22 protein-coding genes and 1 pseudogene are annotated in these 22693 nt (G+C 39.3%); 16 read left to right on the top strand and 7 right to left on the bottom strand.

Annotated features, from left to right (window positions below; genetic code table 11):
* Positions 1–560: 560 nt before the first annotated feature.
* From I6E85_RS14115 to cyoE, 14 genes are all read left to right on the top strand, one after another.
* Positions 561–1904, top strand: coding sequence for a Na(+)-translocating NADH-quinone reductase subunit A (locus I6E85_RS14115; protein WP_010555190.1), 1344 nt, complete (start codon positions 561–563; stop codon positions 1902–1904).
* Positions 1905–1908: 4 nt separating this feature from the next.
* The gene (locus tag I6E85_RS14110; protein WP_007584889.1) at positions 1909–3111 is read left to right on the top strand and encodes an NADH:ubiquinone reductase (Na(+)-transporting) subunit B; all 1203 of its coding nucleotides are present in this window, start codon (positions 1909–1911) and stop codon (positions 3109–3111) included.
* Positions 3104–3856 carry a Na(+)-translocating NADH-quinone reductase subunit C gene (locus I6E85_RS14105; RefSeq protein WP_007584890.1) on the top strand — a complete coding sequence of 251 codons (753 nt, stop codon included), beginning with the start codon at positions 3104–3106 and terminating at the stop codon, positions 3854–3856. The genes I6E85_RS14110 and I6E85_RS14105 overlap by 8 nt, the downstream gene beginning before the upstream one ends.
* Positions 3856–4488, top strand: a complete 633-nt coding sequence (locus I6E85_RS14100) for an NADH:ubiquinone reductase (Na(+)-transporting) subunit D (protein WP_007584891.1) — start codon at positions 3856–3858, stop codon at positions 4486–4488. Before I6E85_RS14105 ends, I6E85_RS14100 begins: the two co-directional genes overlap by 1 nt.
* Positions 4489–4498: 10 nt before the next feature.
* Positions 4499–5107, top strand: a complete 609-nt coding sequence (gene nqrE / locus I6E85_RS14095; RefSeq protein ID WP_007584892.1) for an NADH:ubiquinone reductase (Na(+)-transporting) subunit E — start codon at positions 4499–4501, stop codon at positions 5105–5107.
* Positions 5108–5126: 19 nt separating this feature from the next.
* A complete protein-coding gene (nqrF, locus tag I6E85_RS14090) occupies positions 5127–6356 on the top strand; it encodes an NADH:ubiquinone reductase (Na(+)-transporting) subunit F (RefSeq protein ID WP_007584893.1) in 1230 nt (409 codons plus the stop codon).
* Between the two features lie 109 nt (positions 6357–6465).
* A complete protein-coding gene (locus I6E85_RS14085; protein WP_024589279.1) occupies positions 6466–7497 on the top strand; it encodes an FAD:protein FMN transferase in 1032 nt (343 codons plus the stop codon).
* 101 nt (positions 7498–7598) lie between these two features.
* Positions 7599–7811, top strand: a complete 213-nt coding sequence (gene nqrM / locus I6E85_RS14080; protein ID WP_007376137.1) for a (Na+)-NQR maturation NqrM — start codon at positions 7599–7601, stop codon at positions 7809–7811.
* A gap of 950 nt (positions 7812–8761) precedes the next feature.
* Positions 8762–9181 carry a hypothetical protein gene (locus I6E85_RS14075; protein WP_007581161.1) on the top strand — a complete coding sequence of 140 codons (420 nt, stop codon included), beginning with the start codon at positions 8762–8764 and terminating at the stop codon, positions 9179–9181.
* Positions 9182–9501: 320 nt separating this feature from the next.
* The gene (gene cyoA / locus I6E85_RS14070; protein ID WP_024589278.1) at positions 9502–10461 is read left to right on the top strand and encodes a ubiquinol oxidase subunit II; all 960 of its coding nucleotides are present in this window, start codon (positions 9502–9504) and stop codon (positions 10459–10461) included.
* 2 nt (positions 10462–10463) lie between these two features.
* Positions 10464–12452 (top strand): cytochrome o ubiquinol oxidase subunit I, encoded by a 1989-nt coding sequence (cyoB, locus tag I6E85_RS14065; RefSeq protein WP_007581166.1) that lies wholly within the window; start codon positions 10464–10466, stop codon positions 12450–12452.
* The gene (cyoC, locus tag I6E85_RS14060) at positions 12449–13075 is read left to right on the top strand and encodes a cytochrome o ubiquinol oxidase subunit III (protein WP_024589277.1); all 627 of its coding nucleotides are present in this window, start codon (positions 12449–12451) and stop codon (positions 13073–13075) included. Before cyoB ends, cyoC begins: the two co-directional genes overlap by 4 nt.
* On the top strand, positions 13075–13431 hold the full coding sequence (gene cyoD / locus I6E85_RS14055; protein WP_024589276.1) for a cytochrome o ubiquinol oxidase subunit IV: 357 nt from the start codon (positions 13075–13077) through the stop codon (positions 13429–13431). The genes cyoC and cyoD overlap by 1 nt, the downstream gene beginning before the upstream one ends.
* A gap of 9 nt (positions 13432–13440) precedes the next feature.
* Complete coding sequence (gene cyoE / locus I6E85_RS14050) at positions 13441–14325, top strand: heme o synthase (RefSeq protein ID WP_007581172.1); 885 nt, start codon at positions 13441–13443, stop codon at positions 14323–14325.
* A 60-nt stretch (positions 14326–14385) separates the two neighbouring features.
* Here cyoE and I6E85_RS14045 read toward each other — a convergent pair whose 3' ends face one another.
* Together I6E85_RS14045 and I6E85_RS14040 are read right to left on the bottom strand one after the other, a co-directional pair.
* On the bottom strand, positions 14386–14973 hold the full coding sequence (locus I6E85_RS14045; protein ID WP_024589275.1) for an FMN-binding negative transcriptional regulator: 588 nt from the start codon (positions 14971–14973) through the stop codon (positions 14386–14388).
* Complete coding sequence (locus I6E85_RS14040) at positions 14973–15548, bottom strand: GNAT family N-acetyltransferase (RefSeq protein WP_024589274.1); 576 nt, start codon at positions 15546–15548, stop codon at positions 14973–14975. The genes I6E85_RS14045 and I6E85_RS14040 overlap by 1 nt, the downstream gene beginning before the upstream one ends.
* Positions 15549–15654: 106 nt before the next feature.
* Here I6E85_RS14040 and I6E85_RS14035 point away from each other — a divergent pair, with 106 nt between their 5' ends.
* Positions 15655–17112: a PLP-dependent aminotransferase family protein gene (locus I6E85_RS14035; RefSeq protein ID WP_024589273.1), complete on the top strand. Its 1458-nt coding sequence runs from the start codon at positions 15655–15657 to the stop codon at positions 17110–17112.
* Here I6E85_RS14035 and I6E85_RS14030 read toward each other — a convergent pair whose 3' ends face one another.
* From I6E85_RS14030 to ettA, 5 genes and pseudogenes are all read right to left on the bottom strand, one after another.
* Positions 17113–17778, bottom strand: coding sequence for a hypothetical protein (locus tag I6E85_RS14030; protein ID WP_024589272.1), 666 nt, complete (start codon positions 17776–17778; stop codon positions 17113–17115).
* An 85-nt stretch (positions 17779–17863) separates the two neighbouring features.
* Positions 17864–18342, bottom strand: a pseudogene (locus I6E85_RS14025) (TlpA family protein disulfide reductase).
* A 62-nt stretch (positions 18343–18404) separates the two neighbouring features.
* Positions 18405–19313: a histone deacetylase gene (locus tag I6E85_RS14020; RefSeq protein ID WP_024589271.1), complete on the bottom strand. Its 909-nt coding sequence runs from the start codon at positions 19311–19313 to the stop codon at positions 18405–18407.
* 53 nt (positions 19314–19366) lie between these two features.
* Positions 19367–19735: a PilZ domain-containing protein gene (locus I6E85_RS14015; RefSeq protein WP_007581201.1), complete on the bottom strand. Its 369-nt coding sequence runs from the start codon at positions 19733–19735 to the stop codon at positions 19367–19369.
* 156 nt (positions 19736–19891) lie between these two features.
* A complete protein-coding gene (gene ettA, locus I6E85_RS14010; RefSeq protein ID WP_007581203.1) occupies positions 19892–21565 on the bottom strand; it encodes an energy-dependent translational throttle protein EttA in 1674 nt (557 codons plus the stop codon).
* Between the two features lie 333 nt (positions 21566–21898).
* Between ettA and I6E85_RS14005 the strand changes: the two genes are divergently transcribed.
* Complete coding sequence (locus I6E85_RS14005) at positions 21899–22546, top strand: porin family protein (protein ID WP_024589270.1); 648 nt, start codon at positions 21899–21901, stop codon at positions 22544–22546.
* The last annotated feature ends 147 nt before the right edge of the window (positions 22547–22693 follow it).

Raw genomic sequence — 22693 nt, 5'->3', positions numbered from 1 at the left:
GAGCCTATGTAGTGTGGTTATTCCCCATAAATGGGCGATAACGTGGAATAAATGCCAAACATGCGCTGCCCAAAGGGTTCTGCCTAGGGGCTATTTACTCTTTGTTGCTCGGTTTTTACTTAGCCCACTAGGTTACAAACCTCACGCCGCGATTAAATAGCCCCTAGATTGAACAAATTTTAATCCTGAAAGGTCAACAGGCCCTAGTTATTAAAAGCCGCAATAGCGGCTTTTTTTGTATTATGCGATTTGTTTAATTTGCGATGAAATCAGGAACGATAATTGCTTAGGCTACCACTTTGGTCTACCTTGATTTTTATTTAAATCACTTAACAAAACTAAATAAGTGTTTCTGTCGTATAATTTTCATAAATACACTCGCATAGTCATCTAAAATGATGTTAAAATCTCGACAATATGTGATGAGTTTTACTACGTTGCTTGTTTGATATTTCTAGCAAGCTGCTCTTTTGTACCTTGATATAACTTGGAATAACTCAAATGGCGACGTGGTTGATACGATTTTTCAGTTTCTTTCCTTTAATGTAATGCAAGTGCGTATGATCAATATAAAAAAAGGTCTGGATTTACCCTTAGAGGGCGCGCCACAGCAAGTTATACATGACGGTTCTGCTGTCAAACGTGTAGCTGTGCTTGGCGAAGAGTTTATCGGTATGCGTCCAACCATGCATGTTCGTGTGGATGACCAAGTCAAAAAAGGCCAGGTACTTTTTGAAGATAAAAAGAACCCAGGCGTCCTATTTACTGCTCCAGCTTCTGGCACAGTAAAAGAAATAAATCGTGGTGCTAAACGTGTGCTGCAATCTGTTGTTATTGAAGTAGCAGGCAGTGAGCAAATCACCTTTGACTCTTTCAAAGCAGACGAGCTTGCGAGCTTAGAGCGTGAAAAAGCCAAAGAAGTACTTATCCAGTCTGGTCAATGGACAGCACTTCGTGTTCGCCCATTCAGTAAAGTAGCGGCTGTGGATGCAAATCCTAGTTCTATTTTCGTGACCGCAACTGACACAAACCCATTAGCTGCAGATCCTGCAGTAATAATTGCAGAAAATGCGCAAGCATTTGAAGCGGGTCTTGCTGTTATTTCGCGTTTGACCGATGGCAAAGTATTTGTGTGTAAAAAAGCAGGTAGCCAAGTTCCTAGCTCATCTATAGCTCAAGTAGAAGTACATGAGTTTGGTGGTGTGCATCCGGCTGGCCTCGTTGGCACTCATATCCATCATCTTGATGCAGTTTCTGTTAGCAAACAAGTTTGGCATATTGGTTACCAAGACGTTATTGCGTATGGTCACTTATTCCTTACTGGTGAAATTTACACAAATCGTGTTATCTCGCTTGCAGGTCCTCGCGTTAAAAATCCACGTTTAGTGAAAACACAATTAGGTGCTTCATTGGATGATTTAGTGGCTGGTGAACTAGAAGACGGAGATAACCGCGTTATTTCTGGTTCTGTTCTATCAGGTTCTATTTCAAACGGTGTTCATGCATTCTTAGGTCGTTACCACGTTCAAGTATCTGTTTTACTTGAAGGTCGCGAAAAAGAATTGTTTGGCTGGATTGCACCAGGTAGTGATAAATTCTCTGTAACGCGTACATTCCTTTCTCACCTTGCGCCGAGTCGTTTATTTAAAATGACAACGTCAACAGGTGGTTCAAAACGTGCCATGGTACCAATTGGTAGCTACGAGCGCGTAATGCCGCTAGATATTTTGCCTACTCTATTGTTACGTGACTTAATTGCACGCGATTTAGACAGTGCAATTTCATTGGGCGCGCTTGAACTTGATGAAGAAGATTTAGCGTTATGTACCTTCGTTTGTCCAGGCAAATACGAGTATGGTTCTATCCTACGCGATTGCTTAACTACGATCGAGAAGGAAGGCTAGAGAGATGGGTTTAAAAAAATATCTAGAAGATATCGAGCCGAATTTTGAAGCCGGTGGTAAATATGAGAAGTTTTATGCACTGTATGAAGCAGCTGCAACTATTTTTTATACACCAGGCTACGTAAATAAAGGCGCGACACACGTACGCGATAATATCGACCTAAAACGCATGATGATTTTAGTGTGGATGGCGACGTTCCCAGCTATGTTTTTTGGTATGTTCAATATCGGTCATCAGGCCGCAGGTGCTTTAGCACAAGGTTTTGAACTAGCAAACACGTGGCAAGTTGGTTTGTTCCAGTTATTCGGTGGTGAATTAACCGCTGATGCAGGCTGGGGCGCTAAGATGTTCTATGGAGCATGTTTCTTCCTACCTATCTACGCGGTAACATTTGCAGTAGGTGGCTTTTGGGAAGTAATATTTGCTTCTGTGCGTAAGCATGAAATTAACGAAGGTTTCTTCGTTACTTCAGTATTATTCGCACTTATTTTGCCTGCAACGATTCCTTTATGGCAAGTTGCGTTAGGTATTACGTTTGGTGTAGTAATCGCTAAAGAAATCTTTGGTGGTACTGGCCGTAACTTCTTAAACCCTGCTTTAGCCGGTCGTGCGTTCTTATTTTTCGCATACCCAGCTCAAATCTCGGGTGACACAGTATGGACAGCAGTAGATTCTTTCTCTGGTGCAACTATGCTAGGCCAAGCTTTCATCGGGCAACTAGACTTTGCAAACATGGAATTATGGTGGAATGCGTTTTACGGTTTCATTCAAGGTTCTGTAGGTGAAACATCTACACTTGCATTGTTAGTAGGTGGTTTGTTCTTAATTTACGTTCGTATCGCTTCTTGGCGCATCGTACTAGGTGTATTCCTAGGTATGGTAGCAACTGCATTTTTACTAAATGCTGTTGGCTCAGAAACTAACCCTGTATTTGCAATGCCTTGGTATTGGCATTTAGTACTAGGTGGCTTTGCGTTTGGTATGTTCTTTATGGCTACTGACCCTGTATCAGCTGCATTTACTGACAAAGGTAAATTGGCATATGGTCTATTAATTGGCTTTATGGTGGTTATGATACGTGTTGTGAATCCTGCTTTCCCAGAAGGTATGATGCTAGCAATCTTATTTGCTAACTTATTCGCTCCACTGTTCGATCACTTTGTAGTGCAGGCTAATATTAAGCGGAGGTTGGCACGTAATGTCTAGTAATAACGAATCAATCGGTAAAACGTTATCAGTTGTTGTAGCACTATGTTTAGTGTGTGCAATCATTGTATCGTTTGCTTCTGTACAGCTTCGTCCTTTACAGCAAGCTAATAAAAACAAAGATATTCAAAGCAATATCTTGGCTGCTGCGGGTATCGATAAAGTTGAAAATGTTTTAGAAACATTTGATGCAAAAATCGAAGCGCGCGTTGTAAACATGACTACAGGTGAGTTTGTAGATACAGACCCAACAATTTTTGATTTTGAAAAAAGCAAATATGATGCAGCGCTAAGTGTTTCTCTTCAAGAGAAAGGCGTTAAAGATATTGCTGGTATTCAACGTGTGACTAAAGAGTCGCCGGTGTATATCTCTAAAAAAGAAGATGGCTCAGTTGATGCAATTATTCTTCCTATCCAAGGCTACGGCTTATGGGGCTTAATGTACGGTTTTATCTCGCTTGAAAGCGACGCTGAAACAGTTAAGAGCATTATCTTTTACAAGCATAATGAAACCCCAGGTCTAGGTGGCGAAATCCAAAATCCACAGTGGACTGCTACATGGGAAGGTAAAGAACTTCCAATTCAAATTGTTAAAGGTACTGCGGGCAATGATGAGCATAAGATCGATGGTCTTTCAGGTGCTACATTAACGTCTAACGGTGTTGATCATGCAGTTGACTTTTGGACTGGCGAAAATGGCTTTGGCCCTTTCCTTGCGAAAGTACGTAAAGGAGCATTGAAATAATGGCTGATACTAAAGAAATGAAGGCGGTCCTATTTGGTCCGGTTTTAGCTAACAACCCAATCGCACTACAAGTACTTGGTATTTGTTCTGCGCTAGCGGTAACGTCTAGCTTAAAAAATGCGTTAATCATGTCAATCGCATTGACATTAGTAACTGCATTTTCGAGCTTCTTTATCTCGCTTATTCGTAACCAGATCCCATCATCTGTTCGTATCATCGTACAAATGACAATTATTGCATCGTTGGTAATCGTTGTTGACCAAGTATTACAGGCATTCTCTTACGCTACGGCAAAAGAGCTTTCTGTATTCGTTGGTCTAATTATTACTAACTGTATTGTAATGGGTCGTGCTGAAGCATATGCGATGAAGTCGCCACCAATTATGTCTTTCCTTGACGGTATTGGTAATGGCTTAGGTTACTCTGTAGTACTACTTACTGTTGGTTTCATTCGTGAGCTATTCGGTAAGGGTTCACTATTCGGTGTTGATATTATCCCATTAGTACAAGATGGCGGTTGGTATCAGCCTATGGGTCTATTGATCTTACCACCGAGTGCATTCTTCATCATTGGTTTATTCATATGGGTACTTCGTACTTATAAGAAAGACCAAGTAGAAGCTAAAGCGTAAGGGGCAAATAGTGGAACATTATATTAGTTTATTTGTAAAAGCCGTTTTTATTGAGAACTTAGCGTTGTCATTCTTCTTAGGCATGTGTACTTTTTTAGCAGTATCTAAAAAAGTAACTACATCAATTGGCCTAGGTATAGCGGTTATAGTTGTATTGGGTATTTCTGTACCTGTTAACAACTTGGTTTACCATGCGGTACTTGCACCAGGTTCACTTACTTGGTTAGGTTATCCAGATGCGGATCTTAGCTTTTTACGTTTCTTAACTTTCATTGGTGTTATTGCAGCACTTGTGCAAATTCTTGAAATGGCATTGGATAAGTTTTTCCCTGCACTATACAACGCATTAGGTATCTTCTTGCCACTTATCACAGTTAACTGTGCAATATTTGGTGCGGTATCTTTCATGGTTGAGCGTAACTATGACTTCGGCGAGTCTGTTGTCTATGGTATAGGCGCTGGTGTTGGTTGGGCGCTTGCAATTACATTACTTGCAGGTATCCGTGAGAAACTGAAATATTCAGACGTACCAGATGGCTTACGTGGTTTAGGTATTACCTTCATCACTGTTGGTTTAATGGGACTTGGCTTTATGTCATTCTCTGGTATTTCACTGTAAAGGGTAGCGAGGATAAATCATGGATTATCAGATTTTCTTAGGCGTTGGTGTTTTTATCGCTATCGTTGTACTACTAGTTTTAGTGATCATTGGTGCTAAATCTCAGTTAGTTGCAAGCGGTGACATCATCATCGGTATTAATGGCGATAAAGACAAAGCCATTACTACATCAGCAGGTAATAAGCTTTTAAGTGCATTATCTGAGTCAGGTATATTTGTATCATCTGCTTGTGGTGGCGGTGGCTCTTGTGGTCAATGTCGTGTACACATTAAAGAAGGTGGTGGTGATATCCTGCCAACTGAGCTTGATCACATTTCTAAAGGTGAAGCCCGTGAAGGCTGTCGTTTAGCGTGTCAGGTAAATGTTAAAAACGACATGGAAATTGAGCTTGAAGAGTCAATTTTCGGTGTTAAAAAATGGGACTGTGAAGTTATCTCTAACGATAACAAAGCAACCTTCATTAAAGAACTTAAACTGCAAATCCCTGGTGATGAGTCAGTGCCTTTCCGTGCGGGTGGTTACATCCAAATCGAAGCGCCACCTCACCATGTTAAATATGCAGATTTCGATGTTCCTGAAGAATATCGCGGCGACTGGAATCATTTTGGTTTCTTCGACCTGGAGTCAAAAGTAGACGAAGAAACAATTCGTGCATACTCAATGGCTAACTACCCAGAAGAAGAAGGCATCATTATGCTTAACGTGCGTATTGCTGCTCCGCCTCCAAGAAACCTAAGCTTGCCATGTGGTAAAATGTCTTCGTACATTTGGTCACTTACAAAAGGCGACAAGGTAACTATTTCAGGTCCATTTGGTGAGTTCTTTGCTAAAGACACAGATGCAGAAATGATCTTTGTTGGCGGTGGTGCTGGTATGGCGCCAATGCGTTCACATATCTTTGACCAACTTAAACGTTTGAACTCTAAACGTAAGATGAGCTTTTGGTATGGTGCACGTTCTGAACGTGAAATGTTCTACGTAGAAGATTTTGACGGCTTAGCCGCTGAAAATCCTAATTTCGTATGGCATACAGCACTTTCAGATCCACAACCTGAAGATAACTGGGAAGGCTACACTGGCTTTATCCATAACGTGTTATTTGAGAACTATCTTAAAGATCACGAAGCGCCGGAAGATTGTGAGTACTACATGTGTGGTCCTCCAATGATGAACGCGGCAGTTATTACTATGCTTAAAGATTTAGGTGTTGAAGACGAAAATATCTTACTAGATGACTTCGGTGGCTAACACTAATACCAAAACAGTTTAGTTTTGGTTAAAATACCAGCCTCGTAGCACTTGTGTTACGAGGCTTTTTTTATTCTTTAATTTTATCAATCTATTAAGTAGAGCTGTTATGAATCGAGTAAGTACTTCACAAGGCATAATGGCCTTTTTACTAATCACACTGACCTTATTACTGTCTGGGTGTGGCGAAAAACCAGAGTCGAGGGAAACCTTTTTAGAAGGTAAGACTATGGGCACCACTTATCATATTAAATATTACGATGAGCAGGGCCAGCTATCAGCTTCACAATTACAGCTGCAAATAGACGCTGTTTTAAAAGATGTGAATCAGTCTATGTCTACTTACATAGAAGACTCTGAAATAAATATATTTAACAGATTACCAGCAAATCAAGTTATGCCAATTAGCGAAGATTTTAGGGCTGTTATCAGCGAGTCTATTCGCTTAGGCGAATCAACTAAAACACTCGATGTCACTATGGGGCCTTTAATTGATTTATGGGGCTTTGGTCCTGATAAAAAACCAACCAATCGCCCAAGTGATGAAGAGCTTGCAACTATGGTCGAAAAAATAGGTATTGATAAACTTATTTTAGATGAGCAAGGACTGTCTAAAACAGTTAATGGGTTAGAGCTTTCGTTTTCGGCAACGGCTAAAGGCTATGGTATTGATAAAGTAGCGCAGTTATTAGAAAGCCACAGTATTACCAATTACATGGTTGAGATTGGTGGAGAGCTGCGTATAGCAGGTGAAAAGCCAAATAATCAGGATTGGAAAATTGCGATTGAGCAACCAGATGCAGCGCCAGGTGAGCGTAAAGTACATCGTGTTTTATCGCCAGGTACAAATGGTATTGCTACGTCGGGTGATTACCGTATTTTTTATAAAATGGATGGCGAGATCTATACTCATTTAATTGATCCCGTGACCGGCATGCCTATTAAGCACGACTTAGTGTCGGTAACTGTGCTTCATCCAAGCGCTATGACGGCAGATGGTTTAGCGACTGCACTTACTGTGATGGGTATGGAAAAAGCGCAAGCATACGCTCAGCAGCACGATTTACCGGTATACTTAATAGGTAAATCAAATAAGGGTTTAGTTACTTATTCAAGCCCTGCATTTAAACCTTATTTGTAGTATGGTGCTGGCTTGTTTATTTTCGCGTTATTTGGGTATATAATAGCAGTCGCTCAAAAATTTTTGAGTTTAATTAATTGCTGATCAATAGGGGCTAAGCAATGTCACTTTTTCTTCTTACTTTTGGCTTACTAATTTTGATAGTTTCGGCTATGGCCGTTGGTATGATCGTGCAAAAAAAATCTATGGCGAGTAGCTGTGGTGGTTTAGGTTCGGTTGGTATTGATAAAGCCTGTGATTGCGATGATCCATGTGATAAACGCAAAAACCGTTTAGCAAAAGAGCAAGCCTGGAAAGAAAACCAAATTATTTAAGCCCGCCTTAAATATTAAAAAGCGCTTTATAGCGCTTTTTTTGTGTCTGTAAAACTGCTTAACTCGATAGCTTCTAAAGTAATCCAATCTTAATGTATTAGACAAACGTCTATAGTTTAGTTTTTTTCACCTATTAGGTTTATTTTTCTCGTTTGTCAAATTGGAGCTAACACTCTAAAGTTTAACCATAGACACAGAGCAAGGCTCTCGTCATAAGCTTGAGGCAAGTTAGCCTCGCTTAAAAGAATCTTTATATTGTGTGTGAAGATGTTGTCAGTGTGAAAGGCGGCTCAATTTCGGTGGTGACTGAATTTGAGCTGTTTTTATTTCCTTGCAATTGCCACGCAGTGTAAACCAAGAATCTTTATATTGTGTGTGAAGATGTTGTCAGTGTAAAAGGCAACTCAAATTCGGTGGATTCACTTCTACAGAAAAGAGTTTGAGTTGTTTTTATTTCCTTTCAATGCCACGTAATGTAAACCAAGAATCTTTATATTGTGTGTGAAGATGTTGTCAGTGTGAAAGGCGGCTCAATTTCGGTGGTGACTGAATTTGAGCTGTTTTTATTTGTGCCACACAATTATTATTCCTTCCAAAAAACCTATAGTTTTATTAAATATTCTGCTTTAAATCATTTTTAATTCAAGCCAACTCATTGTTATTTAAGTTGTTATTTTTTATTAACAAAATAGCTTCGAAAGATTAACTCAAATTAATTGATTTTTAGTTGAACAGAAAATTCTCTTTGTTATACTCACGTTCGAACTTTCAGTAAGTTTTGAAAGTTTGATTGATACGGATCAATTTTCGCTAGGTAAATATGTGCTAGCTGGATTTGATTGTATTTAGCACCTGGTTTTAGGGCTTACAACAGCAATGTTTTTTAAATTTTTCCATTGCAAACTGTATTCCTCTAATTTTGTTATAGTCATTTTAGTAGGTTAATGTTTTTGAACACACTTTCTTTGCATCATACAAATACGGATCTTGCCTCTGGCGAGCCGCAGACGTGTGAGCGCTTGAATAAAGCAGGCAAGGGCGTGTGTGTAGCTATAACTTTATTAGTGTTTAATACTGTAATGTTGCTAAGTGGTGCACTAGAGGATGCCTTCAAGCTTGAAGCGCTATTAAGTGATGGGTTTATTGTAGAGCCGCTGTTACTTACTATTGTGCAATTTTTAGCTCATCCGATCATATCAAGTCAGTTACTTATTGGCCTTTGCTGGCTATTGTTCCATATTTTTCCAGCGCGTCGTGCTGGAATTATCCTCCGTAAAGCAGCCTTTGCTTTTAGCGAGGCTAAAGTTCTTCAGCCAGTGCAAGTTGCACACGGTTGTCGTGCTCCACCTAGCTTTACAGGTTGTCTGTAAGGCTGCATTTTGTTGCTGGTTTTAATTATTTGTTCTTGCTGTAAATAATTAAGGTTAGCTAAAACAAAGTAGCTCAGTGTTTTTTAAACACATTTCAGCCAACCACCACTCACCCAAGTTAACTTTTATTACGTTATATAAATGCGTTTAGAAAGCTGGGTTTGTTGCTAGGTCATTATTGGCATGAGCTTTAGGTTTTGAATAGCCCCCTTATTTTTTATAATTTAATTCCAGTTAACTTGGGTTTTTACCGAAAAATCGTTGCTTTGTTTTTTATTTAAAGCAGCAAATTAGAACTTTTAGGTTTGTAGGATACTCCCTTGTTAATTCGTAACCTTTGTAATATTGCTTTAGCTAGTACAGTGCTGGCGTTGTCAGGCTGTAAAGGCGGGATACTCGATCCAAAAGGGCAGATAGGCATAGATGAGAAAAATTTAATCATCATCGCAACCGTGCTTATGTTGCTTGTAGTCGTTCCCGTTATTGTGATGACTTTGTATTTCGCATGGAAATATAGAAACACGCAAACTCATGAAATTTACGCTCCAAAATGGGCTCATTCAAATAAAATTGAAGCCGCAGTTTGGGCTGTCCCTATTGTTATTGTGATTATTTTAGGTGTTATTACCTGGGTGTCTACCCAAGAGCTAGACCCTTACAAACCAATTGAAGGTAAAGGTAAGCATCTTACTGTTGAAGTGGTTTCATTAAACTGGAAGTGGCTATTTATTTATCCTGAGCAAGGTATTGCTACGGTTAATGAATTAGTGTTTCCGGCTAATGTACCTGTTGAATATAAAATCACTTCAGAGAGCACAATGAATTCATTTTTTATTCCGCAATTGGGTAGTCAAATATACTCAATGGCCGGTATGGAAACCAAGCTTCACTTAATTGCTAATGAGCCAGGTACATTTAAAGGCTTTTCGGCAAATTACAGTGGTGCAGGCTTTACTGGTATGAAGTTTAATGCCATTGCTACACCTACTCAAGCTGGTTTTGATAAGTGGGTGAGTGATGTAAAAGCGAATTCAAGCGCTAATAATCTTACTCATGCAAATTATGTTGAACTTGCAAAAGCAAGCGAAAATAACCCAGTTGCTTATTACGGTAAAGTTGATGACGGCTTATTTCATACCATCGTTATGAAATACATGCAGGCACATGGCGATATGAACAAAAAGCAACATGCAATGGGCGAACATGGGCAAATGAGTAAGAAGCATCAAGCAATGGATGAACACTCAATGCCATCATCTCACAGCCAGGGCGAGGAATAATAATGTCGTTATTAGGTAAACTAACAATAGACGCAATTCCGTTTCATGAGCCAATTCTTGTGTTCACGATGTCGGTTATTGCGATAGCTGGGCTTATTATTGCCGGGCTTATTACAAAGTATAAAAAATGGGGCGTGCTTTGGCGCGACTGGATCACGTCTGTTGATCATAAACGCTTAGGCGTAATGTATATTCTTTTAGCACTAATAATGCTGTTCCGTGGTTTTTCTGATGCCATTATGATGCGTGCTCAGTTAGCGCTTGCTACCAGTGGTGCGCCCGGTTATTTACCACCTGAACACTACGACCAAATATTTACTGCCCACGGCGTAATTATGATCATATTTATGGCTATGCCATTTATGATTGGTTTAATGAACATTGTTTTACCACTGCAAATTGGTGCTCGCGATGTTGCATTCCCATTTTTAAATAACTTAAGCTTTTGGTTTACAGCCAGCGGTGCCATTTTAATTAATATGTCGCTAGTGTTTGGTGAGTTTGCTAAAACAGGTTGGGTGGCCTATCCACCGCTTTCGGAGTTGACCTTTAGCCCTGGGGTGGGGGTAGATTATTATATTTGGGCCTTGCAAATATCCGGGCTCGGTACACTTCTAACAGCAGTAAACTTTTTAGCAACCGTGTTTAAAATGCGTGCACCAGGTATGACCCTAATGAAAATGCCAATTTTCACATGGACATGTACGTGGGCAAACATTTTAATTGCAGCATCATTCCCAATTTTAACTGCTGTACTTGCAATGCTAACGCTTGACCGTTATCTCGATTTCCACTTCTTTACCAATGAATTGGGCGGTAACGCCATGATGTACATCAACCTGTTTTGGGCATGGGGTCATCCTGAGGTATACATATTAGTATTACCAGCGTTTGGTATTTTCTCTGAAATTATTTCTACCTTTGCCGGTAAACGTTTATTTGGTTACAAATCGATGGTTTACGCCAGCGGTGCAATCTCAATTTTAGGCTTTATTGTTTGGTTACATCACTTCTTTACGATGGGGTCGAGTGCTAACGTTAACGCGTTCTTTGGGGTAATGACCATGGTTATTGCTGTACCAACTGGGGTTAAGTTGTTTAACTGGTTATTTACCATTTACCGAGGTCGCTTACGTATTAGCGTACCGGTACTTTGGACACTTGGCTTTATGGTTACCTTTACCGTAGGCGGTATGACCGGTGTATTACTTGCTATTCCTGGTGCCGATTACGTACTGCATAACAGCTTATTCTTAATTGCACATTTTCATAACACCATTATTGGTGGTGCTGTATTTGGCTACCTTGCTGGTTTTGTATTTTGGTTCCCTAAAGCAATGGGCTTTAAACTTAACGAAAAATGGGGCAAAGCATCATTCTGGTGTTGGATTATCGGTTTCTTCGTTGCATTTATGCCGTTGTACGTACTTGGTTTCTTAGGTATGACACGTCGTTTAAACCACACTAACAACCCAGATTGGAACATTTGGTTATACATTGCCGCAGGCGGTGCTGTAATTATTATGTTTGGTATTGTTAGCCAAGTAATTCAATTATATGTGAGCTTTAGAGACCGTGAAGCGCTTGACGATACAACAGGCGATCCATGGAACGGCCATACACTTGAGTGGGCTACAAGTTCACCTCCGCAAATTTATAACTTTGCAACAATTCCACACATCGATGATATTGATGCATGGACCGACATGAAAGAAAAAGGCCAAGCATACCAAGATAAAGCAAACTATAGCCCTATTCATATGCCTAAAAACACATCAGCTGGCGTGTTAATGGCAGCAAGCTTAACAGTATTCTGTTTTGCAATGATTTGGCATATTTGGTGGTTAGCTGTTGTTGGGCTAGTCGGCGCAATTGCCATCTTTATCAAACGTTGTTACACCAGCGATGTTGATTACTATATTCAACCTGATGAAATTGCACGCACTGAAGCTGCGTATAATTCAAGTGGCATTAAGGAGCTAAAAGCGTGAGTACACTTTCTGCAAATTTAGAATCAGTATCGCACGATGATCATGCCCACGTGCATGATCATCACGATACATCGGGTGACACCATATTCGGTTTTTGGTTATACCTAATGACCGATTGCCTATTGTTTGCCTCGTTTTTTGCCACTTACGCTGTGCTCTTTATGAACACAGCCGGTGGTGTATCGGGTAAAGATATTTTTGAACTCGACTTTGTAGCAGTAGAAACTGCTGCACTACTTATTAGTAGTATTACCTTTGGCTTTGCCATGATTGCCGCTCAAGGGCAAAAAAAGGCACTAACACTTACTTGGTTATTTGTTACGTTTTGTTTAGGTGCTGTGTTTATTGGTATGGAAGTATACGAATTTCATCACCTAATTGTGCACGGTAATGGCCCACAACAAAGTGCCTTTTTAACATCGTTTTTCTCATTAGTTGGCTTACATGGATTACATGTAACGGCTGGACTAATTTGGATGACCATAATGATGATTGAAGTTGCTAAACGTGGTCTAGGCAAAGCAACCGTAACGCGTTTAAGCTGCTTAAGCCTATTTTGGCACTTCTTAGACATTGTTTGGATTTGTGTATTTACCGTTGTTTATTTGATGGGAGCAATGTAATGAGCCACAGCGAAACGCATGCGTTAAAACAAGCGCAAAGTGATCATCATGATGAATCTCATGGAAGTGTTAAAACTTACTTAATTGGCTTTGTGCTATCGGTAATTTTAACTGCTATACCGTTTTATATGGTTATGGAAGGTGACTTCTCAAAAGCAACAACGCTTTGGAGCATTGTTACTTTTGCAATCGTACAAATTTGGGTGCATTTAAAGTACTTTTTACACCTTAATTTTACCACCGAAAATGGCCGTGCAAGTACTTTCTCATTCCTATTCAGTGCTCTGATCATCGTAATGGTTGTTGGGTTATCTGTTTGGATCATTTATGAATCTAACGCAATGATGATGTACTAGGAGTTGAAGATGTTTCGTCGTTATTTATCAGTGACAAAGCCGGGTATTATTATGGGCAATTTGATCAGCGTAGCGGGTGGGTTTTTACTTGCCTCGCGCGGTGATATAGATCCATGGTTAATGATTGCCACATTAATTGGTTTGTCGCTAGTGGTTGCATCAGGTTGTGCTATCAACAATGTTATAGATAGAGACATAGACGTAGCCATGGCACGTACTCGTACGCGGGTAACAGTAACAGGCGAAATGTCGGCCTTTGCTGCACTTAGCCACGGTGTTTTATTGGGCGTTATTGGCTTTGGTTTACTTATCGCCTATACCACTCAAGCCGCGGTATTTTTTGCAGCCTTTGGCTACGTAATTTATGTAGGGGTTTATAGCCTCTACATGAAACGTAACTCAGTATATGGCACTTTTGTTGGCAGCCTTTCTGGCGCTGTACCGCCAGTAGTAGGTTACTGCGCCGTAACAGGGCAGTTCGATATGGGCGCGTTAATACTGCTAGTTATGTTTAGCTTGTGGCAAATGCCGCACTCTTATGCTATCGCTATTTTTCGCTTTAAAGACTACCAAGCTGCAGGTATTCCAGTATTACCTGTAGCGCAAGGTATCGACAAAGCAAAACGCCACATTGTACTTTACATCGCTGTATACGCATTAGTGGTGATGTTACTGCCAATTACTGGCTACACAGGTGCTGCTTTTATGGCTGTTGCTTGTATTACCAGCTTTTGGTGGTTGCTAATGGCGCTGCGTGGTTATCGTCGTAATATTGATATGAGCAGTTGGGCACGTAAAGTGTTCGCATTTTCAATTATTAATATTACAGCGTTAAGTATTGCTATGGCTGTTGATTATCATAGCGTTGCTCCACAGCTATTAACGCTGACCTAATTTAAAATTTTTGACTATTCCAAAGTTAATCCAAAGGCTCGAAAGAGCCTTTTTTTATGCCTAAAATAGTTTTGCAATAGAGCGCTTATTGGCAAGTTTTAGGCTTTGTTTTATGCGTGCTCTTACCTCAGGTGATTTATTTTGGCTTAGCTTAAAGTTTCCACTCCAATGAGTGGGAGTAAATTCTATAAAGCTTAATTGTAGATACATTGCTTGGCGATTGCTTTTGGGCACGTCAGTAATCTTCCACATTGGCGTAAAGCCTTGCTCAAAATGGCTCGTTAATTGCCGCATTATTTTGTCTTTCTCATTATCGCTTTCAATAATATTCACATTTGCAGTTACTTGTACTGATGAATAAAGCCAGCTCGGCAGTGTTTTATTATTACTATACGAGGGAGATAGATAACAGTTATCGCCACTAAATAGTAATTTTACTGACTGTTTATCACATTGCGCTAGCGGGTTATGTTTTGCTACGTGAGCCATAAATACATTACGTGAGGACTCATATAATACAGGTACTTGGCATATATTATTTAAGTCACTTTGCGAACAGGGCATTAAAATACTCGCTAGAGGGAATTGCTCAACTAATGTCTGCAAACGTTCAATATTATGTTCTTGAAAATGTATTGGTGGGTACATTAAAGCTTCTCCTCTAACTGTAATTTAATACTCTGCCAATGCTCGTCAATAATGCTAAATTTTGCAGTGCTTCTGTAACTCCCATCACTAAGGAGCCTGTCTTTATAAGCTATACCTTCAAATAGGGCTCCTAGTCGAGTAATTGCATTTCGAGATTTTTGATTTTGTTCGTGAGTATTAAATGTTATTCGCACTAAATTCAACGCGTCAAAAGCATAGCTAAGCAGTAAATATTTAGTGTGAGTATTAATATAAGTTTGCTGCCAGTGATTGCTTATAAATGTATGACCAATTTCAGCACTTAAGTTATGTGCATCTAATCTAAATAGTCGTGTAGTGCCTGCAACCTCTTTGCTGGCTATGTCTATTATGGCAAATACAATTTGTTCTTTTTTATTAAATTGTGCACTTGTAGTAAACCATTCCTTTAACTGTTCGGGTGTTTTTGTATAGTTGCTTAATACCCATTCCCATATTTTTGGATGTTGCCCAGCTTTATATAAGCCTTTTAAATGCTCATAATTTAATGGCTCTAATATGACCTTATTTGTTTTATGTATCTGTTGAGTAAACATGTTGCCTCTAAGCTTTGCTATTTACGAGCAACAAATGTACGCTTATTTGGTTTGGTAAAAACAACCAGAATTGGCTTTTTAGCTATACCAGTTTTAAAGGAATAACATGCAACCGCTTAATATTGAATTTAATAACTCAAACAAAGCTAAGTACTTACAAGTTGCAGATGCTCTGCGCGGTTCTATCGTAAAGGGAGATATTGCACCTGGTACAAAACTAAGTTCTGCTCGAGTTATGGCGCAAACGTATCAGTTAAACCGTCATACAATAATGAACGCATTGCAGTTATTAGTAGCCGAAGGATGGCTAGAGTCCCATGAACGCTCTGGGTATAGCGTCACTCAAACACTTCCAATTCAAAGCAGTGTTAACTGTGAGCACACGCCAGTTTTAACACCAAAACCTTATAAATTTGCTACAGAGTTAGCCGTGCCTGCTCTGGCAATGAATTTAAAAGACTACGTATATAATTTCGCAGGTGGACTTCCTGATTTAAATAGCTTTCCCTATAAAGAATTTAAACGCTCTGTAAGTCATATATTTAATCATTTAGATACCAGTAAACTTCATTATGGCGATATAGCTGGAGTGAGTGAGCTAAAAACTCAGATAAGTGATTACTTACATAAAACTAGAAGTTTAAAAGTATCAGACTTACTTGTATGTAATGGCTCACAAGAAGCTTTATTTTTAATTTCAAAGGCATTTATAAGTAAAGATGACTTCGTAGCCGTTGAAACTTTAGGCTATCCGCCAGCACGTAAAGCGTTTGCTGCTTGTGGCGCGCAATTAATAGATATAAAACAAGATGAATATGGTTTATGTGTTGATGATTTAAAAGCGCAACTTAAACGATATCCAATAAAAATGCTCTACTTAACCCCGCTACATCAATACCCAACTACCGTTACGCTTTCGCCTACACGGCGCATGCAAATTTATCAATTATGTTATGAGTATGGCGTAATGATTGTAGAGGATGATTACGATCACGAGTTTCATTATCGCTGTCAGCCATTACAGCCTATGGCTGGGGACGATCCCGCTGGGATTATTATTTACTTATCTACATTTTCTAAAATCATGTTCTCAGGCGCTAGAATTGGCTACATTTGTGCAGCTCCTGAAGTATTAGCACAGTTAACCGCATGGAAGCAGTTAATGAATCATAAAAATGATGTGGTTATGCAGCTAGCCGTTGCGCACTTTATGCAAGAAGGTGGATTTGAGCGACACTTAAAGCGCATGACTAAACACTATAAACAACGTTATGAAGCAATGGACAACACGTTGGCGTTGCTGCAATCACAGGGGTTACCAATAGAGTATAAAAAGCCAGATGGCGGCATGGCAATGTGGGTTAACTTAAATAAAAATACGAGTAATATAAAACAAGCAATGCAAAGTAAAAGCGTATATTTACAAGCAGAATATGAGTTTTACTTTGCTGATTCAGTGAGAAGTTTAATGCCTAAGCAATATAGTTATGTTCGCTTAGGCTTTGCAGGACAATCAGTTGAGGCAATGAAGCAAGGGCTCAAACTAATAACTGAATATAAATGACTATTTCATAAAATCATCAGCATTGTAATAAAGTGGTTTAAGGGTGCCGCAATTAATAAATTTATAAGTAAGCTCATTTTCAGCTGGGACACGTTTTGAGGTACGAAGCTTTTGCATACACGCATTAACTAAATCGACAAAAATAAGATGGTTATAGCTCGGTGCTTTTTGAATTTTATGAATATAAATACGCTCAGTGCCGCTTAGTGTAATCATGTCGTAGTCTTGCCATTGCGATGATTCACTTAAATCTTTTAGTTCTCTGGCATACAGCTGCTTACTCAAGACCAACTCTTTTTTTGAATAAATTAAACTACCACCTTGTTGATAATCACCCTCGTAAATATCGGCAATAATCGTAATTTCTTCACCACGCATTAAATGCTGAATATTAAACGCTTGTGGCTTTACGGTGATTAACTCGGCATTTCTAACAAAGCCTAAAAATGGAACATCGGGGTTTCCTATTTTATAAACAACTTGCACATCATTGGGTAAATTATAGGTGGGTAAATTCATTGCAATAATAGACGAGCCTTGATTAACCAAAGCCATAGGATGCTCAGCATTGTAAGCGGGGTCTACCGGTGGAAGTTCTGCTTTTTCTTCTTTAGCTGCGGCAAAGCCACTTAAAGTGATTAGTAATAAAGTAAGTAGTAGGCGCATTATAATCTCAATTAATTTATGAGCTTAAATTGTAGTATAAAGTTTATATTACTTATATTTTTAAACTAAATTTAGACCTATATTATTACTCAGATATGGAGTGCAACAATGTTCGTGCCTTTAAATGTAGGTTTGCGTCCTCTGGGTTTGACGTATTAGTCAGCCAAATTACATTGCCTTCTTATTTACAAACAATGTAGTAGGTGTGCCTCGTATACCTAATTGCTGTGCTATTGCATCGGCTTTTACGGCTGTTTTAAAAGTATAACCTCTATCGCTAAGCGCTTTAGCGGGAGTAGCATCGTCATCTTCTTTAAAGCTCACGGCAATAACTTTTAAGCCCATATCATCAATTTTTTGAAGTGCTGGCTGCAGCTTTTTACAGTACGGACACCACGTTGCCCAAAAGTGTAAAACGTAAGGTTGACCTAATAAATCTTGAGTATTGAGTGCAGACCCATCAGCCATTTGTAAATTTAATGTAGGTAGCTTAGGGTATGTTTCTTGCGAATGGCTTGTAAAGCTTATAAAAATTAGTGCGATGGCAATAAATAGTTGTTTCATAATATGTTCGTTCTTATTTTACATATTAAATAAGAACGAGAATTTAACATTTTTATTTCAAACTAAAAGCGAGCGGCTTGCTCAACAACAATAGCATGGCGTTTAGCGAGGCGAAGATGGTCTTTATCATAGCCACCACCTATTACTGTAGCAACGGGTGTGTTGTGTTCAAGGCAGCGTTTTAGCACTAAATGGTCGCGCTTAACTATGCCATCCCAGCTTATATCTAATTTACCCAAGCCATCGCCTTGCCAAATATCAACGCCAGCATCGTAAAGTACCAAGCTTGGGTTTAGCTCTTTAAGTAAATAACTCAAGGTGTCGTCAACTACGGCAAGGTATTCGTCGTCTTTCATATTATCGGCTAAGCCAATATCTAAATCGCTAGCGGACTTTCTAAAGGGGAAGTTTTTTTCACAATGGATAGAACAAGTATAAGCGTATGCTTGATGCTCTAACATTGCGGCTGTGCCATCACCTTGGTGCACGTCTAAATCAAAAATAAGTACGTTAGTTACTTCACCCGATTCAATTAAAGTTTGCGTGGTAAAGGCTAAATCATTAACCATGCAGTAGCCTGAGCCAAAATCAGTATGCGCATGGTGTGTACCACCGGCTAAGTGGCACGCTATACCATGTTTAAGTGCTAAACGAGCTGTTTGCAAAGTACCTTGAGGAGCTGTAAAGGTACGTGCCATAAGCTCTTTTGACCAAGGTAGGCCAATGCGACGCATTGCTTTTTCATCTAAGCGGTTATTCCACAAATCGTGTATGTAATTTTCGCAGTGTATTAGCTCAAGTGGCTCTGGCGTGCCTAATATTGGCTCAACCAGGTTATCGCCAATCAAACCAAGCTCTGCAACATGCTGATATAAATGTGCAAACTTACTCATTGCAAAACGATGCTTTGGATCGAAATTAAACGAGTAGTTAGGGTGATACACCAAAGGTAAATGTGGATTTAAAGTCATGTTTGCACAAGTTAAAAAGTTTGCACTATGGTAATCAACTAATCCAAATGAGTCTATTCTTGCGTGTCGTGAATCAACATAGCGAGTTCGCGATGTAATAGTTCGTCATCAGCTAAGTTTAGCTCTATTAAACGCTTTAAATAAGTAATGCTGTCTATATCAATATGGTGGCATTTTAAACCAATATGATCTGCTTCTATATGGCACACCACAACCTCCATTTTTATTTCTATTTCGCTTTGAGGCAGCGAAAAACGCAGAACAGCTTGGCTATTTTGGTTGCCAATAAAAGCATCACATTTAGTGATTAATGCGCCATGCAAAGATACATCAAGTAATTTACATGGGTATTGGTGATCATTAAAAATCACTTGTGCATCGGTTGAAAATAAAACACGAGAAAACTGACGACGATTTTGCATAACCTAATTTAGCCTTACTGTTTTTATAATAAATTAAGCATAGCGGGTAATTCTCTACATGCTAGCAGGATATGCTCCTGTAATGCTGGTGGCATAAAAAAGCCCCGCATAAATGCAGGGCTTAGTATTACTGTAATAAATTAGCTACAGTAAATATTAACCAATTTTTTTGTACTTAATACGTTTAGGTTCAGTTGCTGCTGCACCTAGTGTCTTTTTAAGCCACTCTTCGTATTCAGTATAGTTACCATCAAAGAAGTTAATTTGACCTTCGTCGCGGTAATCTAAAATGTGCGTAGCAATACGGTCAAGGAACCAACGGTCATGCGAGATACACATTACACAACCAGGAAACTCTAAAATAGCGTTCTCTAGTGCACGTAGTGTTTCAACGTCCAAGTCATTGGTTGGCTCATCGAGTAGTAACACATTGCCGCCAGCTTTTAATAACTTAGCAAGGTGTAAACGGTTACGCTCACCACCTGATAGGTCTTTAACAAACTTTTGCTGATCGTTACCTTTAAAGTTAAAGCGACTTACATACGCACGGCTTTGGAACTCAAAGTTACCAATTTTTAGTACGTCTTGGCCGTCTGATATTTCTTGGAAAACAGTTTTGCTTTCGTCCATACCGTCGCGGAACTGATCAACAGTAGCAAGGTGTACGCTTTCGCCAACGGTAATGCTACCGCTGTCTTGCTTTTGCTCACCACTGATCATTTTAAACAGCGTTGATTTACCCGCGCCATTAGCACCAATAATGCCCACAATGGCACCTTTTGGCATACTAAAGCTTAAATCGTCAATTAAAACGCGATCGCCAAAACTCTTACGAAGATTTGTTACTTCAAGTACTTGGTCGCCTAAACGCGGGCCAGGTGGAATAAACATCTCGTTAGTTTCGTTACGTTTTTGGTAATCAGACTGCTGCATTTCAGTAAACTGAGCCATACGTGCTTTTGACTTAGCTTGACGACCTTTAGGATTTGAACGAACCCATTCAAGTTCTTGTGCAATTGATTTTTGACGTGCTTTTTCAGATTTTTGTTCTTGCTGTAAGCGCGCATCTTTTTGTTCAAGCCAAGAAGAGTAGTTACCTTCCCATGGAATACCTTCACCACGGTCAAGCTCCAATATCCAACCCGCTACATTATCAAGGAAGTAACGGTCATGCGTTACCGCCACAACAGTGCCTTCGTAATCGTGTAAGAAGCGCTCTAACCATGCAACCGACTCAGCATCCAAGTGGTTAGTTGGTTCATCGAGAATAAGCATGTCTGGTTTTTCAAGCAATAATCGACATATAGCAACACGACGACGCTCACCACCTGAAAGGTGCTCAATTTTAGCATCCCACTCTGGCAGGCGAAGTGCATCAGCTGCGCGTTCTAAAACGTTGTCGATGTTATGACCATCGTGCGCCTGAATAACAGCTTCAAGCTCGCCTTGTTCTTTTGCAAGTGCATCAAAGTCAGCGTCTTCCATGGCGTATTCGTTATACACTTCGTCAAGACGTTTAAGTGCGTGTTTAACTTCGCCAACAGCTTCTTCAACAATTTCACGAACTGTTTTGCTTTCGTCTAAAACAGGCTCTTGCGGTAAATAACCAATTTTTGTACCAGGCTGAGGATGTGCATCACCTTCAAAATCTTGGTCAACACCGGCCATAATACGTAGTAACGTAGATTTACCAGAACCGTTTAAACCAAGCACACCAATTTTAGCGCCAGGAAAAAAGTGTAACGAAATATCTTTTAAGATAGTGCGCTTAGGTGGCACAACCTTAGATACTCGACTCATCGAGAATATAAATTTATCAGGTAAAACCATGGAGGAAAGCCTTCAAATAATAATAAAAATTTCAATGTTGTATTGTAGTGGCTGACGGGTGAAACAGTCAACGAATGCTGTATAGAACAATACGCTTACCTAAGCGGTACTTTGTTTTGATTGCTCGTTTAAAACACTACTATTACAGGATTTCTATTATGTAAAATTCTGTAATCTATTGTTTTATATTGTTCAAATACATTCCATTTTTAACAAAAGTGGTACAGTATATTTACAAGCTGTAAAGTATAAGCAAGTTATATAGGCAGGCCACACTTAGTTTGTTGTTAGACATCATATTATTAAATATTACAAAGATTTAAAGGAATGAACATGAAAATAGTTACAAAGTTAGGGGCATTACTTTTAGGTTTATACTCATTTTCGAGCCAAGCAGACATACTCCATGTAAATGGTTATTACCAAGGAATAGGGATAGGGTCTACGCAAATTGATGTATACGAGAGTGATAGCATACAGTTTACAACGCTTTACGGCCGGTTTGGATATCAGTTTTCGCGATACTTTGCATTAGAAGGGCGTATAGGTTTTGGGTTAAATGATGAGTCAACTCCTTTAAACGGAATTGTTTACACTCAGAACCCACAGGACGGTTCGCTTAGCTCAGAATTCATTAAGAGCGAAATCGATTCAAGCCTTGATTTGCAAACAAGTATATTTGTAAAAGCTAATTATCCAATTTCATCTCGATCTGATGTGTTTTTATTTGGTGGCTATGGTAGAAATAAATTAAGTTACAATGAAGGCGACTTAAAAAACCTTGCAGAATCAATAACTGGTACAGATACAAATTCTACGTTAATAACTGAGCAAAACTACGACGAAGGCGGCGTAACGTACGGAACTGGCGTTGACTTTAGGTTAACTCAACGCTGGCAATTAAGCGCTGAATACCAATATTTTGATACAGATGAAGGCGATATTTACGCACTTAATTTATCTGTGGTTTACCGTTTTTAACTGTATATGTGCTACTCGTTTTTAGTAGCGCTACTTCAAAATATTAAAGCAGGTTATTTTATAATAGAGGCGTTTTTCCTCATACATACCACCTCGGTAAATCCTAATTTAATAGAATGAATAAATTTCATTTAGACATCTATACAT

Source organism: Pseudoalteromonas sp. NZS71, assembly GCF_015864715.1.
In the GTDB taxonomy this organism is placed as follows: domain Bacteria; phylum Pseudomonadota; class Gammaproteobacteria; order Enterobacterales; family Alteromonadaceae; genus Pseudoalteromonas; species Pseudoalteromonas arctica.
The sequence above is the reverse complement of the archived record's forward strand: the minus strand, read 5'-3'. Positions and strand labels throughout refer to the sequence as shown.